The 20,207-nt window shown below is 66.8% G+C and carries 22 protein-coding genes and 1 riboswitch; of the genes, 10 read left to right on the plus strand and 12 right to left on the minus strand.

What is annotated here, in order from left to right; translation table 11 throughout:
* Positions 1–4 precede the first annotated feature (4 nt).
* A complete protein-coding gene (locus tag MUU56_RS30570; protein ID WP_245082333.1) occupies positions 5–1,012 on the minus strand; it encodes an asparaginase in 1,008 nt (335 codons plus the stop codon).
* An 83-nt stretch (positions 1,013–1,095) separates the two neighbouring features.
* Here MUU56_RS30570 and MUU56_RS30575 point away from each other — a divergent pair, with 83 nt between their 5' ends.
* Positions 1,096–1,830, plus strand: coding sequence for a DUF3750 domain-containing protein (locus tag MUU56_RS30575; protein ID WP_245082335.1), 735 nt, complete (start codon positions 1,096–1,098; stop codon positions 1,828–1,830).
* Positions 1,831–1,929: 99 nt separating this feature from the next.
* Here the strand turns inward: MUU56_RS30575 and MUU56_RS30580 are convergent, their stop codons facing one another.
* Positions 1,930–2,796 carry a sigma-70 family RNA polymerase sigma factor gene (locus tag MUU56_RS30580; protein WP_245082337.1) on the minus strand — a complete coding sequence of 289 codons (867 nt, stop codon included), beginning with the start codon at positions 2,794–2,796 and terminating at the stop codon, positions 1,930–1,932.
* A gap of 108 nt (positions 2,797–2,904) precedes the next feature.
* Between MUU56_RS30580 and MUU56_RS30585 the strand changes: the two genes are divergently transcribed.
* From MUU56_RS30585 to MUU56_RS30595, 3 genes are all read left to right on the plus strand, one after another.
* On the plus strand, positions 2,905–3,363 hold the full coding sequence (locus MUU56_RS30585) for a carboxymuconolactone decarboxylase family protein (protein WP_245082340.1): 459 nt from the start codon (positions 2,905–2,907) through the stop codon (positions 3,361–3,363).
* 377 nt (positions 3,364–3,740) lie between these two features.
* Positions 3,741–5,177 (plus strand): MFS transporter, encoded by a 1,437-nt coding sequence (locus tag MUU56_RS30590; RefSeq protein WP_245082343.1) that lies wholly within the window; start codon positions 3,741–3,743, stop codon positions 5,175–5,177.
* A gap of 158 nt (positions 5,178–5,335) precedes the next feature.
* Positions 5,336–6,268: a sensor domain-containing diguanylate cyclase gene (locus tag MUU56_RS30595; RefSeq protein WP_245082345.1), complete on the plus strand. Its 933-nt coding sequence runs from the start codon at positions 5,336–5,338 to the stop codon at positions 6,266–6,268.
* A gap of 79 nt (positions 6,269–6,347) precedes the next feature.
* Here the strand turns inward: MUU56_RS30595 and MUU56_RS30600 are convergent, their stop codons facing one another.
* Complete coding sequence (locus tag MUU56_RS30600) at positions 6,348–7,349, minus strand: NAD(P)H-quinone oxidoreductase (protein WP_245082347.1); 1,002 nt, start codon at positions 7,347–7,349, stop codon at positions 6,348–6,350.
* Between the two features lie 362 nt (positions 7,350–7,711).
* Here MUU56_RS30600 and MUU56_RS30605 point away from each other — a divergent pair, with 362 nt between their 5' ends.
* Positions 7,712–7,969: a DUF1344 domain-containing protein gene (locus tag MUU56_RS30605; protein ID WP_245082349.1), complete on the plus strand. Its 258-nt coding sequence runs from the start codon at positions 7,712–7,714 to the stop codon at positions 7,967–7,969.
* 39 nt (positions 7,970–8,008) lie between these two features.
* Here the strand turns inward: MUU56_RS30605 and MUU56_RS30610 are convergent, their stop codons facing one another.
* The 4 genes from MUU56_RS30610 to MUU56_RS30625 all read right to left on the minus strand — a co-directional run bounded on the left by MUU56_RS30610 (position 8,009) and on the right by MUU56_RS30625 (position 11,527).
* A complete protein-coding gene (locus MUU56_RS30610; RefSeq protein ID WP_245082352.1) occupies positions 8,009–9,826 on the minus strand; it encodes a GGDEF domain-containing protein in 1,818 nt (605 codons plus the stop codon).
* Positions 9,827–9,948: 122 nt separating this feature from the next.
* Positions 9,949–10,386 (minus strand): EamA family transporter, encoded by a 438-nt coding sequence (locus MUU56_RS30615; RefSeq protein WP_245082354.1) that lies wholly within the window; start codon positions 10,384–10,386, stop codon positions 9,949–9,951.
* Entirely contained in the window at positions 10,383–10,772 is a 390-nt protein-coding gene (gene crcB, locus MUU56_RS30620; RefSeq protein WP_245082356.1) for a fluoride efflux transporter CrcB, read from the minus strand. The genes MUU56_RS30615 and crcB overlap by 4 nt, the downstream gene beginning before the upstream one ends.
* Before the next feature lie 102 nt (positions 10,773–10,874).
* Positions 10,875–10,939: riboswitch (Fluoride riboswitch) on the minus strand.
* 57 nt (positions 10,940–10,996) lie between these two features.
* Positions 10,997–11,527: an HdeD family acid-resistance protein gene (locus tag MUU56_RS30625; protein ID WP_245082359.1), complete on the minus strand. Its 531-nt coding sequence runs from the start codon at positions 11,525–11,527 to the stop codon at positions 10,997–10,999.
* A 169-nt stretch (positions 11,528–11,696) separates the two neighbouring features.
* Here MUU56_RS30625 and betI point away from each other — a divergent pair, with 169 nt between their 5' ends.
* The 3 genes from betI to betB are packed head-to-tail and all read left to right on the plus strand — an operon-like array spanning position 11,697 to position 15,385.
* A complete protein-coding gene (gene betI / locus MUU56_RS30630) occupies positions 11,697–12,350 on the plus strand; it encodes a transcriptional regulator BetI (RefSeq protein WP_245082361.1) in 654 nt (217 codons plus the stop codon).
* A 40-nt stretch (positions 12,351–12,390) separates the two neighbouring features.
* A complete protein-coding gene (gene betC / locus MUU56_RS30635; protein WP_245082363.1) occupies positions 12,391–13,920 on the plus strand; it encodes a choline-sulfatase in 1,530 nt (509 codons plus the stop codon).
* Position 13,921: 1 nt separating this feature from the next.
* Entirely contained in the window at positions 13,922–15,385 is a 1,464-nt protein-coding gene (gene betB, locus MUU56_RS30640; protein WP_245082365.1) for a betaine-aldehyde dehydrogenase, read from the plus strand.
* A 10-nt stretch (positions 15,386–15,395) separates the two neighbouring features.
* Here betB and MUU56_RS30645 read toward each other — a convergent pair whose 3' ends face one another.
* Positions 15,396–15,758: a helix-turn-helix domain-containing protein gene (locus MUU56_RS30645; RefSeq protein WP_245082367.1), complete on the minus strand. Its 363-nt coding sequence runs from the start codon at positions 15,756–15,758 to the stop codon at positions 15,396–15,398.
* Between the two features lie 3 nt (positions 15,759–15,761).
* Complete coding sequence (locus MUU56_RS30650) at positions 15,762–16,007, minus strand: type II toxin-antitoxin system RelE family toxin (RefSeq protein ID WP_245082369.1); 246 nt, start codon at positions 16,005–16,007, stop codon at positions 15,762–15,764.
* 51 nt (positions 16,008–16,058) lie between these two features.
* Between MUU56_RS30650 and betA the strand changes: the two genes are divergently transcribed.
* Together betA and MUU56_RS30660 are read left to right on the plus strand one after the other, a co-directional pair.
* Positions 16,059–17,711: a choline dehydrogenase gene (gene betA, locus MUU56_RS30655; protein ID WP_245082372.1), complete on the plus strand. Its 1,653-nt coding sequence runs from the start codon at positions 16,059–16,061 to the stop codon at positions 17,709–17,711.
* Between the two features lie 64 nt (positions 17,712–17,775).
* Positions 17,776–18,054 (plus strand): hypothetical protein, encoded by a 279-nt coding sequence (locus MUU56_RS30660; protein WP_245082377.1) that lies wholly within the window; start codon positions 17,776–17,778, stop codon positions 18,052–18,054.
* Here the strand turns inward: MUU56_RS30660 and MUU56_RS30665 are convergent.
* The 3 genes from MUU56_RS30665 to MUU56_RS30675 all read right to left on the minus strand — a co-directional run bounded on the left by MUU56_RS30665 (position 18,047) and on the right by MUU56_RS30675 (position 19,977).
* Positions 18,047–18,517 (minus strand): DUF6644 family protein, encoded by a 471-nt coding sequence (locus MUU56_RS30665; RefSeq protein ID WP_245082380.1) that lies wholly within the window; start codon positions 18,515–18,517, stop codon positions 18,047–18,049. The genes MUU56_RS30660 and MUU56_RS30665 overlap by 8 nt on opposite strands.
* Before the next feature lie 10 nt (positions 18,518–18,527).
* Positions 18,528–18,890 carry a DUF6152 family protein gene (locus MUU56_RS30670; RefSeq protein ID WP_245082437.1) on the minus strand — a complete coding sequence of 121 codons (363 nt, stop codon included), beginning with the start codon at positions 18,888–18,890 and terminating at the stop codon, positions 18,528–18,530.
* 166 nt (positions 18,891–19,056) lie between these two features.
* Positions 19,057–19,977 carry a calcium-binding protein gene (locus MUU56_RS30675; protein WP_245082383.1) on the minus strand — a complete coding sequence of 307 codons (921 nt, stop codon included), beginning with the start codon at positions 19,975–19,977 and terminating at the stop codon, positions 19,057–19,059.
* Positions 19,978–20,207: the final 230 nt, after the last annotated feature.

Below are 20,207 nucleotides of genomic sequence, written 5' to 3' on the forward strand. Positions count from 1 at the left end.
AATTTCAGGCCGCAAACGCATCCGTGACGCGGACGTCGCCGACGTGGATGCCGTTCCAGTTGGACATGGAGCGGTTGGCCTCGGCCATCAGGGCGGCGTGGAGGTCGGGTTCGTCGGCAAAGAAGCGGGCGAGCGTGGCGGCGACCATGCTTTCGGCGGCGCGGGTCGTGCCGTCCTCGCATTTGAGGGCGATGGCGATGCCCTTTTCCGGGATGGCGGCACAGAAGACGCCCTCGGCGCCGGTCTTGGCGAAGATGCGGCCGGGGGCCGTCTGCATCAGACGCGTGCAGGCGCGCCTGGTGCCGGCGACGTAGAAAGGCTCGGCCATGCAGGCATCGATCAGGCGGCGGGCGGCCTTCGCGCGCCCGGGCGCAAGGCCGGTGCCGGTCGCCATCCTGGCGAAGCCGTGCGCGAGGCTCTTCAGCGGCACGGCATAGGTGGGGATCGAGCAGCCGTCGACGCCGCAATTGTCGGTGGCGAGCGCGGCGCCCGTCAGGCTTTCCATGACGCCGCGAATCTCCGCCTGGACGGGGTGCTCGTAGCGCACGTAACCCTTGAGGTCCTTGCCGGTGTGGCAGGCGGCGCAGACGAAGCCGGCATGCTTGCCCGAGCAGTTGTTGTGCAGCGCCGTCGGCCGCTCGAGGCCGCGCGCCTGGCTGACAAGCACCGGCTGCTCGAAGGACCAGTGTGCGCCGCATTCCAGCACGCCCTCGTCGACGCCGGCGGCGGCCAGCATGGCGCCGGCAAGGCTTGCATGTTCCGGCTCGCCGCTGTGCGAGGAACAGGCGAGCGCCAGCTCCCTGTTGCCGAAGCCGTAGGCATCCGCCGCGCCGCTTTCGACGAGCGGCAGGCCCTGCATGGCCTTGCAGGCCGAACGCGGGAAGATGCCGGCCTCGATATCCCCTTGCGAAAACACCACCTTGCCATCGCCGTCGACCGCGACGACCATGCCGCGATGGCGGCTTTCGACGAGATTGCCGCGGGTGACCTCGACAAGGACGGGGTTTGCCATGTTCATGCCCTCAAATTTCCGGTTTCGGATGCGGTATTATCCGAAAACCAGGGCCCGCACACGCGATTTCGGAGGCGCCGCGCATGAAACTGTTGAGGAACGTCCTTGTCCTCTTCCTCGTCATCTACCTCATGCCGGCGCTCGCCTCGGCGGGCTACTGGTACATCAAGGAGCGGCCGCAGAGCTGGCGGGAGGCGAACTGGAAATCCGCCGGCATCCTGCCGAAGGCGGAAGACACGCCGCAGGCGACGATCCACGTCTTCTCCGCCGCCACCGGCGGCCTGAAGGGCGCGGTCTCGAGCCATGCCTGGATCGTCACCAAGGCGGCGAACGGGAGCTACAACCGCTACGACAAGGTCGGCTGGGGCACGCCGGTGCGCAAAAACGGCTATGCGCCGGATGCCTTCTGGTATTCCAACACGCCGCGCGTGGTGGTCAGCGTCAGCGGCGAGCAGGCGGTGCGGCTGATCCCCAGGATCGAGGCGGCGATCGCCGCCTACCCCTATTCCAAGCCGGGCGGCTACCGCATGTGGCCGGGGCCGAATTCCAACACCTTCGTCGCCCATGTGCTGCGCTCCGTGCCGGAACTCGGCGTGGTGCTGCCGCCGGATGCGGTGGGGCGCGACTACCTGCCGGAGGGCAGGATCTTCGCGGTCGATCCCGACGGCAGGGACGTGCATGCGACGCTCTACGGCCTCCTCGGCATCTCCGCCGGGCTGCGCTCCGGGATCGAGCTGCACATCATGGGCCTCGTCGCCGGCGTGGACCTCTATCGGCCGGCGATCAAGATCCCGGCGATCGGGCGCATCGGCATCTAGCGGCCTTTTCCGGCGGACGCATACCCTTCCTCCGTCATGCTCGGGCTTGACCCGAGCATGACGGAGGAGAGGGTAACAGCGCCTTGGCGCAAAGCCCTCCTACAGATATTCCATCTCGAACCCTGCAATGCGGGCGGGGTCGGCGATCGATTCGATCGCGACGATGTGATCGCCCTCCACCTCCATGCGCACGACGATCCTGAGCTCGCCGCCGAGGATGACGGCAAGGCCCGGCCGGCCGTCGATGAGGGCGAGCCGTGCGGCGGTCGCCTTGCCCTTGAAGTTCGTGGCGACGGCATCGGCGCCGTGGATCTCGGCGAGCGAGCCGAGCCGCACCGCATCGGCATCCGCATGGAAGACGACGTCGGGATCGAGCACGGCGAGCAGGCCGGAAAAATCGCCGTCGCGCGAGGCCGCGAGGAAGGCCGCGACGACATTCCTGCGGCGCTCGTAATCCGCGGACAGCGTGTCCGGCAGGCCCTGCACGCGGCGGCGGGCGCGGCTGGCGAGCTGGCGGGCGGCCGCGGGCGAGCGGTCGACGATGCGGCCGATCTCCTCGAAGGGCACGTCGAACATGTCGTGCAGCACGAAGGCGAGCCGCTCGGCCGGCGCCAGGCGCTCCAGCACGACGAGCAGCGCAAGGCCGACCGAATCGGCAAGCGCCGCCTGCTCGTCCGCCGCCGCGCCCGCATAGGCATGCCGGTCCTCGCCGCCCTCGCCGTCGATCGGATCCTCGCGGCGCCGTGCGCGGGCGCGCAGCATGTCGAGGCAGATGCGGCCGACGACGGTCGTCAGCCAGCCGCCGAGGTTGTCGATATCGCCGCCGCCTGTCCGCTCCAGCCGGAGCCAGGCCTCCTGCACCGCGTCCTCGGCCTCGCTCTGCGAGCCGAGCATGCGCAGGGCAACGGCGCGCAGGCGCCCGCGTTCGGCCTCGAAACGGTCGGCCCAGAAATTTTTCTTCTCCATCGGTCACACTCCTTCGTCCAGCGGCGTCATGGCCATGACGAACGAAGCCGCACCGGTGTGACAGGGTTCGCGACCGTCGACGCTGAAAACAATGCAAGGAGTGATGAAATGCAATCCCGTATGACCAATATCGCCGCCGTCCTTCCCGATGCCGCAGCCGCCATGCGCGCCCTCCAGGGCGCCGCGCAGAAGACGGCGCTGCCGGAAAAGACCATCCATCTCGTGCATCTGCGCGCCAGCCAGATCAACGGCTGCGGCTTCTGCGTCGACCTGCATCCGCGCCTCATGAAGAAGGCCGGCGAGAGCGACCGGCGCATCCTCTCCGTCGCCGCCTGGCGCGAGGCGCCGTTCTATACCGACGCGGAGCGGGCCGCGCTGGCACTGACCGAGGCGCTGACGCGCATCGCCGACCGCGAGGAGGCGGTGCCGGATGCGATCTGGAACGAGGCCGCCCGCCACTACGACGAAAAGACGCTCGCCGCCCTCGTCGTCGAGATCGCCGCGATCAATGTGTGGAACCGGTTCAATGTCGCGACCCGGCAGGTGGCGGGAGAATGGAACCCGTAACGGCGCGGGCGGGGTTTTCCCTGCTCTCCTTGCAGCAAGGGCACGCGTATGGAGCGCCCCCCTCTGCCCTGCCGGGCATCTCCCCCACAAGGGGGGAGATCGGCAAGAAGCGAAGACCTTGCTCAATCAGCCACGTCGTAATTTGGCGAAACGGTCCTCCATCCAATCTCCCCCCTTGTGGGGGAGATGCCCGGCAGGGCAGAGGGGGGTGTCGCTCCATTACGCCTACCCTCACAGAAGAGATGCAGCCCGCAGGACCGGGATGGCAAATCCGGCCCCACGGCCCCGCAATTTCACCGAAAAGTCACGGCTTGAACTCCGTTTTGCGCCGTGTCACGTCTGTTTCCACCGCATTTCGCATAGCAAGGCCCGTTCCCATGTCCGAGAGCGCCATATCGTCCAAGGAGGCCGCGCCGCGGCTTTCCAGCCTGTTTTCCCGCGCCTATCTGTTCGGCACGCTGATGCTCGGCGGCGGCATCATGCTGCATGCGGTGGAGACCTACATCACCGCCACGCTGATGCCCTCGATCGTGCGCGACATCGGCGGCCTTGCGCTCTTCGCCTGGGCGACGACGATCTATGTCGCGGCGTCCGTGCTCGGCTCCACCTTCGTCGCCGTCCGGCCGGAGAAGGTGACGCTCAACCACTGCTACAGGGCCGGCGCGCTGCTCTTCGGCATCGGCAGCCTCGTCTGCGCCATCGCGCCCACCATGGAGACGGTGCTCGCCGGCCGGGCGATCCAGGGGCTCGGCGCCGGGTTCCTGGTGGCGCTCGGCTACGCCTTCATCCGCCATGTCTATCCCGAGCCGCTATGGAGCACGGCCTCGACGCTCTATGCCGCCGCCTGGGGCATCGCCACCTTCCTCGGCCCGACGATCGGCGGCATCTTCGCGGCCGGCAGCGCCTGGCGCGAGGCCTTTGCCCTGCTCGTTCCGCTGTCGGTGCTGATGGCCGTTTCCGCGCCGAAGCTGCTGCCGCCGGGCGACGGCGAGCGCGTGACGACGAAGACGCCCTTCCCGCAGATCGTGCTGCTCGTCGCCGCCGTGGTTGTCCTGTCCTTCGCCAGTTCCGTCGAGGCGCCGGCGCTGCGCGGCGCCTTTGCGGCCGCCGCCGTGCTCGCGGTCCTCGCGGCGATCACGATCGAGCGGCGGGCGGAAGGCCGGCTGCTGCCGGCCGGCACGATCAGCCTCTTCTCACCGCTCGCCCGCGTCTACCTCATCATGCTGATGCTGCTGGTGACGGTCTGCTCGGACATCTACATCCCCTATTTCCTGCAGGTGCTGCACGGCGTGAGCCCGCTCGTCTCCGGCTATCTCGTGGCGCTGCTGGCGCTCGGCTGGACGGCCGCGGCCTTCGCCAGCGCCGGCCTCACGGGACGGCGCGCCAACCGGGTGATCGTCGCCGGCGCGCTGATGGAGGCGCTGGCGACCGCCCTCCTCGCCGTCACGCTCGCCCGGCACAACCCGGCGAGCAGCCTCGTGCTGCTCGCCGTCGCCACCGTCTTCATCTTCCTGATGGGCTTCGGCATCGGCATGGGCTGGGCGCATCTCGTCACCCATGTGCTGCAGCTCGCGCCGGCCGGCGAGACGGACAAGGCCTCGGCGGCGATCACCACCATGCAGGCGCTCGGCGCGGCCTTCGGGGCGGCGCTCGCCGGCATCATCGCCAATTCGACGGGCCTGGCGAGCCCCGGCGGCGTCGACGGGGCGCTGACGGCGGCACGCTGGCTCTATGCGCTGCTCGCCCTGCCGGCGGCGCTGGCGATCCTCCTCGCCATCCGCCTTCCCGCAGGAAAGGGCGCTGCCGCGGGTTGAGGATTTGTTAACGGAAACCGACAGTCTTCATTGCGACCCCGCCGCCTTCTGCCACAAAGGGTGACGATCGACCGGCGCGATTCCCGGCGATCCTGTCTTGGAAAGGAAAGCGGCGGGTGAGACGCAACGACGGGCACAGGTGGCCGGGCGGACGCGGCATGGCACATGCCGATGCGATCCTGCCGCTTGCATGCCTCCGGGAACGGGCGACGACGGACCTCGTCCTTTCCGGGCTCGAGGCCTCCGGTGTCGCCTGCGCGCTGTTCTCGCCGGATGACGAGCTGTCCTACGGCTCCGCCGCCTTCCGCGCGCTTTTCGACGTGCAGCCGGGCGCGCGCACCTTCGCCGACATCATGCGCCGCTGCCATGCGAAAAGCGTCGGGCCGAAGATGAGCGGGACGATCGACGCCTTCCTCGACATGGCCAGCGCCAAGCGGCGCAGCACCCCGCAGCGCACCTTCGAGATCGACATCCGCGACGACCGCTGGTTCCTGGTGAACGAGACGCTGCTTGCCGGCGGCTGGCTGTGGAGCGTCTTCACCGACATCACCATGCTCAAGTCCAACGAGCACATGCTGCAGCTTGCCCGCGATGCGGCCCAGCTCGCCGCCGATACGGACCCGCTCACCGGCCTGTTCAACCGCCGCGCGGCGATGGCGCGGCTGGATGCGGAAATGCGGATCGCCTTCCGCGACTGCACGCAGCTCTCGCTGGCGCTGATCGATCTCGATCACTTCAAGACGATCAACGACCGCTTCGGCCATGCCAGGGGCGACGAGGTGCTCCGGCACTTCGCCGCCGCCGGGCGGCGGCAGTTGCGTGGTGGCGACACCTTCGCCCGGGTCGGCGGGGAGGAATTCCTGATGCTGATGCCGGGCGCCGGCCTTCGGGAGGCGACGCGCGCCGTGGAGCGGCTGCGCCGCCATGTGGCGCAAGAGAAAAACCGCATCGGCCTCGGCTGCGCCTACACCATGTCCGCGGGCGTCGCGGAATATTGCGGCAATGCGGCGGAAGACCTCTTCGAGCGGGCCGACCGGGCGCTCTATCGCGCCAAGCATCTCGGCCGCGACCGGATCGAGCAGGCGGACTGAGCCCCGAGCGCATCGGGCTCGGCGGACATGCTCCCGCATCCTCCGGCGCCGGGGCGACTTCTCCCCGGCAGGATTTGCCCTAGTCGAAAGTCAGCATGATCTTTCCGATGTGATCGCCGTGCTCCATCATGCGATGACCGGCCGCCGCCTCGCCGAAGGGCATGACGGCGTGGATCACCGGGGCGATGCGCCCCTCCTCCAGCAGCGGCCAGGCATTCTCCAGCAGCGCGTCGCGGATCTCCTGCTTTTCCGCCGCCGTGCGCGGGCGCATGGCCGAGCCCATCAGGTGCAGGCGCTTCTGCAGGATGGGCGCAAGGCTCACCTTCTCTGCGAAGGTGCCGCCGAGGAAGGCGATGATCGACAGGCGCCCGTCGCGGGCGAGCGACTTCAGGTTCCGCTCGAAATAGGCCGCGCCGATCATGTCGAGGATGACGTCGACGCCGGCCCGGCCGGTCTCCTCGGCGATGACGGCGCAGAAGTCCTCGCTGCGGTAGTTGATCGCGCGGCTGGCGCCGAGATCGAGGCAGGCCGCGCATTTCTCCGCCGTGCCCGCCGTCGTGAAGACGCGCGCGCCGAAGGCGCTGGCGAGCTGGATCGCCGTCGTGCCGATGCCGCTGGTGCCGCCGTGGATGAGCACGCTCTCGCCGCGCTTCAGCCCGGCCATCATGAAAAGGTTCGCCCAGACGGTGAAGAACGTCTCCGGCAGGGCCGCCGCCTTCACCGCGTCGAAGCCTTTGGGGAACGGCAGCGCCTGGGTGGCCGGCACCGCGCAGTAACGCGCATAGCCGCCGCCGTTCGCCAGCGCGCAGACACGGTCGCCGAGCGCATACCCCGTGACGTCCTCGCCGATCGCCACCACCTCGCCCGCGATCTCCAGGCCGAGGATGGGGCTTGCATCGGGCGGCGGCGGATAATCGCCCTTGCGCTGGAGCACGTCCGGCCGGTTGATGCCGGCGGCCGCGACGCGCACGAGGATCTCGCCGCTCCTCGGCTGCGGCGTCCTGCCTTCCATCACCACGAGATTGTCCGGGCCGCCATATTCGCTGAGCCCGACATAGGACATGGACGTGGGCAATGACATGGGTATATCTCCCGGCAGATGTGACGTGGCGCTCTCCTGCGGCGATTCTAGCCGAAAGCGCGAATCTTTTGAATCGCCTGCGGCCGTCTGCGCGAGGGATACGATAACGGCGGCATGCCAACTTTCGGCCGTAAAGCGCTGAAATTCCGGCCGTTTCGCGACAGGCAGAATTAAATCTTGTTAATTTGAAAACGGATTTTTCCGGGCCTACCGTCCTTTTCGAAGCCGGGGAGCGCCGGCGGCTCGCCCCAAAGGGGCCGCGACACGACGCTTCCGGACGGTTTCGCAGCGGCCCGCTGCGGCGTCCCTTCTCCGTTATGAATGACGGGCGGCGCTGCAGGGGCCAATTCAGGACGACACAGATGCGTGTTCTTCTTTCCAACCTCGCCATCGTCACGGTTCTCGCCACCCCGGCCCTTGCCCTCGCCGCCCAGACGGCGACCGGCACGGTCAAGGACTACAACAAGGCGTCGATGTCCCTGACGCTTTCCGACGGCACCGTCTACCAGCTTCCCAAGGGGTTCCACGATCCCGGGCTGAAGGCTGGCGAGAAGGTGTCGATCTCCTTCGACATGTCCGGCAAGAACCACGAGGCGAAGACGGTGAAGATCCTTCGCTAGCGTGGCAGGGGCAGGCTCGAAAGGGCCTGCCCTCCTGTTTCAACGCAGGGCAGCCCCCTGCCCTGCACTCACGGATGCCGAGGACAGGACAAGCCCCCCGTCGCTGCCCTTGGCATCCGCCTTCAGGCCGGCGATGCGGCTGCTGATCTGCCCCGCCTCGCCGATCACCTCGCCCTCCGGCAGGACGAGGACCGCCGCCGAGCAGCGCATCAGCGGGAAGGTCGCCTCCTGGCCGGCGCGGTCGCGGCCGCGGATCTCCCCGGCCAGCTGGTCCTCCGGCGAATAGAGCAAGCGCACCTCGCGGGCGAAATCGGCAAGCAGATGCTCCAGCACCCCGCGCACCGCCTCGACGGAGCGGCCGGAAATGCCGGCGAAGAAATCGTCGCCCCCGACATGGCCGATGAAGACGTCCTCGCCGACGAAGTCGCGGCGCATCAGCGAGGCGAAGAGCGAGAGCGCCAGGTCCCCCTTGTGGAAGCCGTAATGATCGTTGAACGGCTTGAAATTGTCGAAATCGAAATAGCACAGGCACCGGATCTGGTCGCCGTCGAGCGCCTTGTCCTGCAGGTAGTCGCGGATCGAGCGGTTGCCGGGAAGTCCGGTCAGCGGGTTCTGGTCCTCCGCCGTCTTCAGCCGCTTCTCGTTGATGATCTTCAAAAGCGAGGAGGCCGACAGGATGCCGGCATAGCGCAGGTTCTCCGTCAGGATCACGCATTCGTTGCCGCCCATGCCGGTGAAGACGTCGAGCAGCTGCTCGGCGGGCGTGTCGAGATCGGCGATCGGCGCCATGGTGACGAAATGCGACAGGCTCTTCTGGTAGAGCTTGTTCTTCAGGAGGTCGCGGCCGAACGGGTGATAGGAGAGTTCCTTGACGTGATATTCGTGCAGGATGCCGCGCGGCTCGTCATTGGCGTTGAGCACCGGAAAGAAGGTGCGCTTGGGATCGCGCCGGAAGAATTCGAAGACCGATTCCAGGCTCTCGTTCTCGCGCAGCACCGCGACCTGCTCGATCTCGCGGCGGATGAGGATGCTGTCCAGCGTGCGGGAGGAGCGACGCCGCCCGCCGGCGCGCGCGACCTGCGCATAGACCGGGCCCAGCGCGGAAAAATCCGTGACGGGGCGCGAGACGAACCAGCCCTGCACGAGGTCGCAGCCGGCATCGCGGCAGGCGACGAACTCCGCCTCGCTCTCCACCCCCTCGGCGATGACGCGGATGCCGAGCACATGGGCGGCGTTGACGGTGTTGCGCACCAGGTGGCGCTTGCGCGCGTCGTTCTCCATGCCCGAGATGAAATGGCGGTCGATCTTCAGATAGTCGACCGGGTGGTCGCAGAGCAGCTTCAGGCCGTTGTGCCCGACGCCGAAATCGTCGATGGCGAGCTTGAAGCCGGCAAGGCGCAGCTTGCGGACCAGCAGGGCGAAATCCGGCTGGGTGTCGTTGTCGAAGCGCTCGGAAATCTCGAAGCAGATCGAGGAGGCCGGAATGCCGGCGCGGGCGAGATGGCCGGCCAGACGCTCGACAAGGTCCGCCCCTTCCGGCACGAGGCGGGAATCGAGGTTGATGAAGAGCGTGCGGGAGCGGAAATCCGGCAGCGCGGCGAAGGCGGCGATGGCGCGGCTGTTGACCATGTGCTCCAGCGCCAGAAGCTGGCCCGCCTCGTGCGCCCGGTCGATCAGGTCGAGCGGCGAGCGGAAGCCGAGGCGATCGAAGCCGCGCATCAGCGATTCGTAGCCGAAGACCGCGCCCGTCACCGCCTCGACGATCGGCTGGAAGGCGGTCTCGATCACCAGCTTGGCGAGGGTGACGATCTCGCCATCCCCGAAGCGGCGAAGGGCAAGCAATTCGGCGGCGGACATGTGCGGCTCCAAGACGTGGACGTTGCCGCGAAGTTTCTCCGCCGAGGCCTGAAAAAACCGTTTCCGTACTGTGACAGTTCGATGAAATCTCAATGACTACAAGACGTTGAAAAAGGTTTCCCTCATATAGGCAACGCCAGCAGCAAGGCACCGCCGCCGATCATCAGAACGGCCAGCCAATGGGCCGGCGAAAGCTGCTCGCCGAGGAACAGGACGGCGAAGACGGCGACCAGCACGACGGAGAGCTTGTCGACCGGCGCGACCTGGGCGGCCTTGCCGATCTGCAGCGCGCGGAAGTAGCACAGCCACGAGGCGCCGGTCGCAAGGCCCGACAGGACGAGGAAGATCCAGCTTCTCGCGGGCACGCTTGCCGGCGCCTGCCAGTTGCCGGCGAGCGTCAGCATGAGGGCGAGCGCCAGGAGGATGACGACGGTGCGCACGAAGGTCGCGAAGTCGGAATTGACCTCGGCGATGCCGATCTTGGCGAAGATCGCCGTCAGCGCCGCGAAGACCGCCGAGCCGAGCGCCCAGACCTGCCAGGATGTCAGGAGCGCCTTCACACCGCACCGCCCGCGAGCATTGCCCGCGCGAAGGCAAGCCCCGCCGCCACGGCGAGGAGCGAGAAAAGCACCGACGCACCGACATAGAGCGCCGCCAGCCCCGCCTCGCCGCGCTCCCAGAGCAGCGCCGCGTCGAGCGAGAAGGCCGAGAACGTGGTGAAACCGCCGAGGATGCCCGTCGTCAGGAACAGCCGCATCTCCTGCGGCAGGTGGCCGCGGAAGGCGAAGGCGCCGGCGATCAGCCCCATCAGCAGGCAGCCGAACACGTTGATGAGAAGCGTGCCGGCGGGAAAGGCGGTGCCGAACAGCCGGGCGGCCAGCACGTTCACCCCATGGCGGCCGGCGCCGCCGACGCCCGCCCCGAGAAAGACGATCAGGTAATTCATGTCCGCTGCCCTCACAGTCCGTTGTCACGACATCCGGACAACAAAAAACCGCCCTCGGGCGGTCGCAGAACATGCTCCCGCCGTCGACGGCCATCGCTGGCCGGTCTGGCAGGAGCTATCAGCCGGTCACACGGCGGTTGTCGGGGAGCTCCATCCCCATCCCACGCGGTTTTTCTAGGCGCTGCCGCGGCGCCTGTCAAACAGTGTCCGGCCGGCCACGGGGGCTATTTGCGCAGCGCAAGACCGAAGGCGATCAGCGCCCAGCCCTGCATGGCAAGGTCGAAGGCGAGGAAGAGGCCGAGCAACCACAGGCTGTTGACCGGCCAGCCGAGGAGGAAGACCAGGCCCGCAAGCGTCGTGACGATGCCGCCCGCCATGAGCCAGCCCCAGCCCTTTTCCGGCCGGGTGCGCCAGGCGGCGAAGATGCGGAAGATGCCGGCGACGAGCAGCGCGGCGGCCATCAGCAGGGTGAGCACGGCCGACGTCAGCACCGGGTTGACGAAGGCGAGCACGCCGGCGGCAAGATAGAGCAGCGCGCTGAGCGCCCAGGCGATCGTCTCCCGCCAGGCCTTGACCTGGAAGGCATGCGCCAGATGCACCGCCCCGCCGACGATCATCAGCATGCCGACATAATAGACGGTGGCGACCGTCGCCCAGAAGAGATTGGCGGCCGCAATGCCGCCGAAGACGAGCAGCACGACGCCGAGGCCGACGAACCAGCCCCATTTTGCGCGTACGTCCGTAAGAGGGTTCATTCCGGGGGAGAGGACCATGGTGCACCTCGAAAAAAGAATGAAAACAAAGGCAGGCTAACACGGAACGCCGCCGCTTCGCGACAGCGAATTGACGCAGCGCACGCCGCGAAGATTTTTATTGATTGATCACTCAATTAAAAATACGCTTGCGAAAAATCAGGAAAACGCCATGCCGAAAGTTGGAATGGAGCCGGTGCGCCGCAAGGCGCTGGTGGACGCGACGCTGAGGGCGGTCGGCGACCATGGCTCGCTGGCCGTCACCATGTCGGAGATCGCCCGCCATGCCGGCGTCTCCCCGGCGCTTGCCCATCACTATTTCGGATCCAAGGAACAGCTCGTCATCGAGACGATCCGCAGCCTCCTGCGCCAGCTGCGCGCCGATGTGGTGGCGGCGCTGGCGGCGGCGACGACGCCGCGTGAACGCCTCTCGGCGATCATCCGGGTCAACTTCCAGGCGCACCAGTTCGCGCCCGAGACGGTCGCGGCCTGGCTTGCCTTCTACACCGAGGCCCAGCGTTCCGAGGCGGTGCGGCGCCTGCTCGTCGTCTATGCGCGGCGGCTGAACTCCAACCTGCTGTCGAGCCTCAAGCCGCTCTGCCCCGCCGGGACCGCCGGGGAGATCGCCGACGGGGCGGCGGCGATGATCGACGGGCTCTATCTGCGGCAGGGGCTGAAATCGGCGCCGGTCAGCATCGAATCCTCGATCGCGCTGACCGAGAGTTACGTGCAGGCGCAACTGGCGGCGGCGGGTGCGGCCGGCGCCGTCGCAGGATCGCCCCCGCCCGCCGCAAGGCGGCGGCCTCCCGCCGCCGCGCCGAGGTAGAACCGTCCAAAGCTTCGTTTCCCCCTTCAAGGATCCGCCCGTGACCGCCAGCAAGCCCAACATCCTGATCATCATGGTCGACCAGCTCAACGGGAAGTTCTTCCCGGACGGGCCGGCCGACTTCCTGCATGCGCCGCACATGAAGGCGCTCGCCGCGCGCTCGGCGCGGTTCCGCAACAACTACACCTCCTCGCCGCTCTGTGCGCCCGCCCGCGCCTCCTTCATGGCCGGGCAGTTGCCGAGCCGCACGCGGGTCTACGACAATGCCGCCGAATACATTTCCTCGATCCCGACCTTCGCGCATCACCTGCGCCGCGCCGGCTACTACACGGCGCTGTCGGGCAAGATGCACTTCGTCGGGCCGGACCAGCTGCACGGTTTCGAGGAGCGGCTGACGACGGACATCTATCCGGCCGATTTCGGCTGGACGCCGGACTACCGCAAGCCCGGCGAGCGCATCGACTGGTGGTATCACAACATGGGATCGGTGACGGGCGCGGGCGTCGCCGAGATCACCAACCAGATGGAATATGACGACGAGGTCGCCTTCCTCGCGGGTCAGAAGCTCTACCAGCTCTCCCGCGAGAACGACGACGCGGCCCGGCGCCCCTGGTGCCTCGCCGTCTCCTTCACGCATCCGCACGATCCCTATGTGGCGCGCCGGAAGTTCTGGGACCTCTACGAGGACTGCGAGCACCTCCTGCCCGAGGTCGGCATGCTGGAGGAGCAGGATCCGCACTCCGCCCGCATCCTCGCCTCCTGCGACTACGCCAAGTTCGCCATCAGCGGCGAGGACGTGCGCCGCTCGCGCCAGGCCTATTTCGCCAACATCTCCTATCTCGACGAGAAGGTCGGCGAACTCGTCGACACGCTCACGCGCACCCGCATGCTGGACGACACGCTGATCCTGTTCTGCTCGGACCATGGCGACATGCTCGGCGAGCGCGGCCTGTGGTTCAAGATGAACTTCTTCGAGGGTTCGGCCCGCGTGCCGCTGATGATCGCCGGCCCGGGCGTCGCCCCCGGCCTGCATCTCGCGCCGACGTCGAACCTCGACGTGACGCCGACGCTGTGCGACCTCGCCGGCATCTCCATGGACGAGGTGATGCCCTGGACGGACGGCGAAAGCCTGCTGCCCGTCATCAACGGCGCGGAGCGGACCGCGCCGGTGCTGATGGAATATGCGGCGGAGGCCTCCTATGCGCCCATCGTCGGCATTCGCGAGGGCAAGTGGAAATACATCCACTGCGAACTCGACCCGGAGCAGCTTTACGATCTGGAGGCCGATCCGCTCGAACTGACGAACCTTGCGACGTCGGACGATCCCGTCGTCAGGACGACGCTGGAGGCCTTCCGGCAGATGCGCGAGGCGCGCTGGGACATGGCCGCCTTCGACGCGAGCGTACGCGAGAGCCAGGCGCGGCGCTGGGTGGTCTACGAGGCGCTGCGCAACGGCGCCTATTATCCCTGGGACCACCAGCCGCTGCAGAAGGCCTCCGAGCGCTACATGCGCAACCACATGAACCTCGACAATCTCGAGGAATCCAAACGCTATCCGCGGGGAGAATGAGATGAAAGCCCAACCGAAAGCCTCGCACTTCATCGACGGCGACTATGTGGAAGACGCCGCCGGCACGCCCTTCGACAGCATCTACCCCGCCACCGGCGAGGTGATCGCGCGCCTCCACGCCGCAACGCCCGCCATCGTCGAGAAGGCCATCGCCTCGGCCAAGCGCGCCCAGAAGGAATGGGCGGCGATGAGCCCCACGGCGCGCGGCCGCATCCTGAAGCGGGCGGCGGAGATCATGCGCGAGAGGAACCGCGAGCTTTCCGAGCTGGAGACGCTCGACACCGGCAAGCCGATCCAGGAGACCATCGTCGCCGATCCGACCTCGGGCGCCGACGCCTTCGAATTCTTCGGCGGCATCGCGGCCGCCGGCCTCAACGGCGACTATATCCCGCTCGGACAGGACTTCGCCTTCACCAAGCGCGTGCCGCTCGGCGTGTGCGTCGGCATCGGCGCCTGGAACTATCCGCAGCAGATCGCCTGCTGGAAGGGCGCGCCGGCGCTCGTCTGCGGCAACGCCATGGTCTTCAAGCCCTCGGAGAACACGCCGCTCGGCGCGCTGAAGATCGCGGAGATCCTCGTGGAAGCCGGCCTGCCGAAGGGGCTCTACAACGTCATCCAAGGCGACCGGTCGACCGGGCCGCTGCTCGTCAACCACAAGGACGTCGCCAAGGTCTCGCTGACCGGCTCCGTGCCGACGGGCAAGAAGGTCGCCGGCGCCGCCGCTGCCGACCTCAAGCATGTCACGATGGAGCTCGGCGGCAAGTCGCCGCTCATCGTCTTCGACGACGCCGATCTCGAAAGCGCCATCGGCGGGGCGATGCTCGGCAACTTCTATTCGACCGGGCAGGTCTGCTCGAACGGCACCCGCGTCTTCGTGCAGAAGGGCATCAAGGACAGGTTCCTGTCGCGTCTCAAGGAGCGCACGGAAAGGATCGTCATCGGCGACCCGATGGACGAGGCGACGCAGCTCGGCCCGATGGTCTCCAGGGCCCAGCGCGACAAGGTTCTGGACTATATCGAGAAGGGCAAGGCGGAAGGCGCGACGCTTCTGACCGGCGGCGGCATTCCGAACGACGTGTCGGGCGACGGCACCTACATCCAGCCGACCGTCTTTGCCGACGTCACCGACGACATGACCATCGCCCGCGAAGAGATTTTCGGCCCCGTCATGTGCGTGCTCGACTTCGACGGCGAGGACGAGGTGATCGCCCGCGGCAACGCCACCGAATTCGGCCTCTCCGGCGGCGTCTTCACGGCGGACATCACCCGCGCCCACCGCGTCGTCGACCAGCTCGAAGCCGGCACGCTCTGGATCAACACCTATAACCTAGCCCCCGTGGAAATCCCCTTCGGCGGCTCCAAGCAATCCGGCTTCGGCCGCGAGAACTCGCTGGCCGCGCTGGAGCACTATTCCGAGCTGAAGACGGTGTACGTGTCGATGGGCAAGGTCGAGGCGCCGTATTGAGATGGGCGCCTCAGTCCGCCACGACCACGACGAGGTCATCGAGATCGACCCTCAGAGCCTTCGCGATGCGCTTGAGCACGTCGACGGAGCCGGTTTTCTTGCCGGCTTCGATCTCGGAGAGGTAGGGCTGGGAGATACCGGCGGCTTCGGCGAGCTCGGAGACCGTAAAGCCGCGATAATTCCGGAACGTGCGGATGCGGCTGTCGGTTTCCCAAAGCTCGTAGACGAGTTCGGCCGGCCATGTTTCTTCACCCGCCCGCACACGCGCCATGATTCGCTCTGCCGCGATCGTGTCGAGAAGGTCCTCGTAGTCGTCTTCCGGCACGAGGACATAGGACTGTCCGTCGATCACGGTCTTGCGCACCTCGCCCATTGTTCACTCCTTGTAGATACCGCCGCGCGGCCCAACTTCGACGACGATAACCAATGCCGTTTGCTCATCGATGATAACGCGATCGTCGCCGACACGAATGCGCAGAAGCGCGCTCCCCTTGAGCTTCTTGACGTCGACGACGTCGCCGCGCGCGAACGCATCGACCTTGGACCGGATGGCCGTCCGTCGCTTCGGCTGCATTCGGTCCAGAACCTTTGTGGCAGCCTTGGAATACTGCACCACCTTCATTCCAAGATTATAGCAAATAGCTATACTCCAATCAACCAGCGGTAACAGGCCATGACCAACGCAGACTACATCATCATCGGCTCCGGCTCCGCCGGATCGGCGCTCGCCTATCGCCTCTCGGAGGACGGCAGGCATACGGTCATGGTGCTGGAATATGGCGGGTCGGATATCGGGCCGTTCATCCAGATGCCGGCGGCGCTCGCCTGGCCGATGAGCATGAAGCGCTACAACTGGGGCTATCTCTCCGAGCCCGAGCCGAACCTCAACAACCGGCGCATCACCGCGCCGCGCGGGAAGGTGATCGGCGGGTCCTCCTCCATCAACGGCCTCGTCTATGTGCGCGGCCATGCCGAGGACTTCAACCGCTGGGAGGAGCTCGGCGCGCAGGGCTGGGCCTATGCGGACGTGCTGCCCTACTACAAGCGCATGGAGACCTCGCATGGCGGCGAAGCCGGCTGGCGCGGCACCGACGGGCCGCTGCACGTGCGGCGCGGGCCGGTGACCAACCCGCTCTTCCACGCCTTCATCCAGGCCGGGCAGCAGGCGGGTTTCGAGCTGACGGACGACTATAACGGCTCCAAGCAGGAAGGCTTCGGCCTGATGGAGCAGACGATCCACAACGGTCGGCGCTGGTCGGCGGCGAACGCTTATCTGCGCCCCGCCATGAAGCGGCCGAACGTCTCGCTCGTGCGCTGCTTCGCGCGGAAGATCGTCATCGAGAACGGCCGGGCCGTCGGCGTCGAGATCGAGCGGGGCGGCAGGATCGAGGTGGTGAAGGCGAACCGCGAGGTCATCGTCTCCGCCTCCTCCTTCAACTCGCCGAAGCTCCTGATGCTCTCCGGCATCGGCCCGGGGCAGCACCTGAAGGACATGGGGATCGAGGTGAAGGTCGACCGGCCGGGCGTCGGCGCCAACCTGCAGGACCACATGGAGTTCTACTTCCAGCAGATCTCGACGAAGCCCGTCTCGCTCTATTCCTGGCTGCCGTGGTTCTGGCAGGGAGTGGCAGGCGCGCAGTGGCTTGTCTCCAAGGGCGGGCTCGGCGCCTCCAACCAGTTCGAGGCCTGCGCCTTCCTGCGCTCGGGACCGGGGCTGAGGCAGCCGGACATCCAGTACCACTTCCTGCCCGTCGCGATCTCCTATGACGGCAGGGCAGCGGCCAAGAGCCACGGTTTCCAGGTGCATGTCGGCTACAACCTGTCGAAGTCGCGCGGCAACGTGACGCTGCGCTCCGCCGATCCGATGGCCGATCCCGTCATCCGCTTCAACTACATGAGCCATGAAGAGGACTGGGTAAAGTTCCGCCATTGCGTGCGCCTCACCCGCGAGATCTTCGGCCAGAAGGCCTTCGACGAGTTCCGCGGACCGGAAATCCAGCCGGGCGCCGCCGTCGAAACGGACGATCAGATCGACGCCTTCCTGCGCGAGCACCTGGAAAGCGCCTACCATCCCTGCGGCACCTGCCGCATGGGCGCGGCCAGCGACCCGATGGCGGTCGTCGATCCCCAGACCCGCGTCATCGGCGTCGAGGCCCTGCGCGTCGCCGATTCGTCGATCTTCCCGCACGTGACCTACGGCAACCTCAACGCGCCGTCGATCATGACCGGCGAGAAGGCGGCCGACCACATCCTGGGCAGGCAGCCCCTCGCCCGCTCCAACCAGGAGCCGTGGACCAATCCGCGCGCGGCGGTGAGCGACCGATAAAAACTTTGGAACCTTGATGGTCGCACGGAATTGAGGCGGGCAATCGCCTCAAAGGGGGGAGCCTGTGGCAACATACAAAAAGGTTTCGCATCGTCATATCCGCAAGGAGACCGACCTCGTCGTCACGCTGATCGAGGGCATCGGCGGCCCCTGCGCCTTCATCACCGATCCGGCGCAGGCCCGCGACACGATCCCCATTCCCGTGGAAGAGGCGCTCGCCGGCGCAAGGCAGGTGATCGCCGGCGACCCCAGGCCGCGCGACATCGTCATCGTCGACGAGGACGACCTGTGGGACGACTGCTGGGGCAGGCTCGCGCCGCATCCCGAACGAAATGTCAGATGAAGGCGATCCAGCGCCCCGCCAGCACCACGCCGACCCAGATGACCATCGAAAGCAGCGCCTGCATGCGCAGGGCGGGCGGCGCGCTGTCCGTCGCCATCGCCGCCTGCCAGGCGCCGCGTGCGTGCAGGACAAGCGCATTGACGATGCCGAGGGCAACGAGCGCGACCTTGACGAGGAAGGCCGGGTTCCCCGCATATTCCTGCGGCCGCACGGAGAAGAGGCACAGGCCGGTCGCGAGCGCGGCGACGACGCCGGTCGCCGCGGTGCGCGAGAGCAGCGGGCCGATGGCGGCGATCGGCGCGGCGCGGATGAGGCCGACGAGCCGCAGGTCGAGCGGCAGGATGGCCCCGACGACGAGGCCGATCGACAGGATATGGGCGGCGTTGACGACGAGATAGAGCGTGCCGGACGCCTTCAGCGCGGCGGCGACCGGCGTCGTCGAGAGCCAGGCAAGCGCCTCCATCCCCGCCCCGTCAATTCGTCTCGATGCGCTCGGGATAGATGTCGAAGACCTTTCCGGCGACGGTGATGCGCACGGCCTTCATGCGCTTCTCGTTCTGGTCGAGCGAGCGGTTGCCGAGCACGACGATCGCATCGCCCGGCTCCGCCGATCCCTCCACGAAGCCGGACCGCTGCGTCTGGCGCGGATTGCCGAGTTCGATCCTCCACACGCCGTCCGACGCCGTCTCGACCTCCAGCGAGGGGTGCGGCGGGGCGATCGAGACGGTGCGGATCGTTCCGGTGAGTTCGGTCTGCTCTTCCTCGGCCCAGGTCCAGCCGTGATGCGCGAAGGCGGCGAAAGCGGTCATCGACGCGGTGGCGGCGAGGACGACCATCCGTGTTGTTGCGGCCTGCATGGCGTTCTCCTCTGTCTCTCCTGCCCCGACAGATAGGATACACCCCTGGGCCGGCGAGGCCGTTCAAGGATAGTTGAACGGCCGCGTCCAAATGAAAGGGCCGGGCAATGCGCCCGGCCCTTCCTGCCTGCTTCCGACCGGAGGTTCAGAAGAAGAAGAAATCGTTGGCGTGAAGGTCCGCCTTGTCGATGCCTTCGAGCTTGATGGTGTTCTTGCCGTAGTCGATGATGAGGTCGCCGGACTTTTCCGTGGCGTGCGAGAGCACGTCGTTGAAGTTCTTCAGCACCGACTTGTCGAGGCGGATCACGTCGCCCTTGGCGCTGCCGGCCTCGAAGTCGGTGATCGTGTCGTTGCCCTGGCCCTTCTTGAAGATGAAGGTGTCGGCGCCGTTCCCGCCGGTCAGCTTGTCGTTGCCGGCGCCGCCGTCGAGCGTGTCATTGCCGTTGCCGCCCGAAAGCTTGTCGTTGCCGGCATCGCCGAAGAGCTTGTCATTGCCCGCGCCGCCGGAGATCGTGTCGTTTCCGCCGCCGCCCTTCAGCGTGTCGTTGCCGTTGTTGCCGGAAATCTTGTCGGCCTTGCCGAAACCGGTGAACGTGTCGTTGCCGGTGCTGCCCGAAAACTCGATGGCATTGGCCTTGAGGATTTTCTGGAGGCTCGTCGTCGCGCCGCCATCGGTGTTCTTGCCGCCCATGATGTCGCTCAGGATCTTGCCGGCAAGGGTCTTGTCGGTGACGTTGAGGCCGGTGATCTCGATGTCGGACACCGCCTTGAAGCGCGAGCCGACGAGCTCGACCTTGTCGCCGAAGGTGATGGCCTTTAGCGAGCCGGTGATCTTGTGGGTGGCGAGGTCATAGTCCCACTTCGCCTTGCCGGCGGTCAGCACGACGCCGTAGTCCTTGAGATTGGTGCTGGCATATTGCGTGCCGCTCATGGCCATCGGGTCGGCGCTGTTGAAGGAGCCGTAGCCGTCGCGAAGATAGGTCTTGTTGAAGTTGGAGAGGTACGCGGCGAAGTTGATGCCCTTGCCGTCCTTGTTCGCATCCTTGACCGCAATCTTGATCGCCATTTTCCTCGTTCCTTCCTGTCGGGCACCCATGCGCCCCGATACTTGAATTCGACATTCAGCTATTAAATCTGATTTTTGCTGTCAAGTTTTTTGACGGCCGGGAAAGGCGGCAGGATTTCTGCCCGTGGCGCGAGATGGAGAGATATTTGCTCCCGCGCCGACATTTCAGAAATCCGTTTTGCTGTCTCGGGCCGGGCAAGGCTGCGATAATCCGGCAACTTCTCGCAAAG

It is taken from the genome of Shinella yambaruensis (assembly GCF_022899355.1).
Taxonomy (GTDB): Bacteria; Pseudomonadota; Alphaproteobacteria; order Rhizobiales; family Rhizobiaceae; genus Shinella; species Shinella yambaruensis.

Coding starts and splice junctions, on each gene's coding strand:
- MUU56_RS30665 (WP_245082380.1), bottom strand. CDS start 18,517: ATGGAGGCGCTTGCCTGGCTCTCGACGACGCCGGTCGCCGCCGCGCTG.
- betA (WP_245082372.1), top strand. CDS start 16,059: ATGACCAACGCAGACTACATCATCATCGGCTCCGGCTCCGCCGGATCG.
- MUU56_RS30650 (WP_245082369.1), bottom strand. CDS start 16,007: ATGAAGGTGGTGCAGTATTCCAAGGCTGCCACAAAGGTTCTGGACCGA.
- MUU56_RS30645 (WP_245082367.1), bottom strand. CDS start 15,758: ATGGGCGAGGTGCGCAAGACCGTGATCGACGGACAGTCCTATGTCCTC.
- betB (WP_245082365.1), top strand. CDS start 13,922: ATGAAAGCCCAACCGAAAGCCTCGCACTTCATCGACGGCGACTATGTG.
- MUU56_RS30670 (WP_245082437.1), bottom strand. CDS start 18,890: ATGGTCGTCCTCGCCGCCACCGCGTCGATGACCGCTTTCGCCGCCTTC.
- MUU56_RS30575 (WP_245082335.1), top strand. CDS start 1,096: ATGAAACTGTTGAGGAACGTCCTTGTCCTCTTCCTCGTCATCTACCTC.
- MUU56_RS30580 (WP_245082337.1), bottom strand. CDS start 2,796: ATGGAGAAGAAAAATTTCTGGGCCGACCGTTTCGAGGCCGAACGCGGG.
- betI (WP_245082361.1), top strand. CDS start 11,697: ATGCCGAAAGTTGGAATGGAGCCGGTGCGCCGCAAGGCGCTGGTGGAC.
- MUU56_RS30605 (WP_245082349.1), top strand. CDS start 7,712: ATGCGTGTTCTTCTTTCCAACCTCGCCATCGTCACGGTTCTCGCCACC.
- MUU56_RS30675 (WP_245082383.1), bottom strand. CDS start 19,977: ATGGCGATCAAGATTGCGGTCAAGGATGCGAACAAGGACGGCAAGGGC.
- MUU56_RS30595 (WP_245082345.1), top strand. CDS start 5,336: ATGGCACATGCCGATGCGATCCTGCCGCTTGCATGCCTCCGGGAACGG.
- MUU56_RS30600 (WP_245082347.1), bottom strand. CDS start 7,349: ATGTCATTGCCCACGTCCATGTCCTATGTCGGGCTCAGCGAATATGGC.
- MUU56_RS30590 (WP_245082343.1), top strand. CDS start 3,741: ATGTCCGAGAGCGCCATATCGTCCAAGGAGGCCGCGCCGCGGCTTTCC.
- MUU56_RS30610 (WP_245082352.1), bottom strand. CDS start 9,826: ATGTCCGCCGCCGAATTGCTTGCCCTTCGCCGCTTCGGGGATGGCGAG.
- MUU56_RS30570 (WP_245082333.1), bottom strand. CDS start 1,012: ATGGCAAACCCCGTCCTTGTCGAGGTCACCCGCGGCAATCTCGTCGAA.
- MUU56_RS30625 (WP_245082359.1), bottom strand. CDS start 11,527: ATGAACCCTCTTACGGACGTACGCGCAAAATGGGGCTGGTTCGTCGGC.
- MUU56_RS30585 (WP_245082340.1), top strand. CDS start 2,905: ATGCAATCCCGTATGACCAATATCGCCGCCGTCCTTCCCGATGCCGCA.
- crcB (WP_245082356.1), bottom strand. CDS start 10,772: ATGAATTACCTGATCGTCTTTCTCGGGGCGGGCGTCGGCGGCGCCGGC.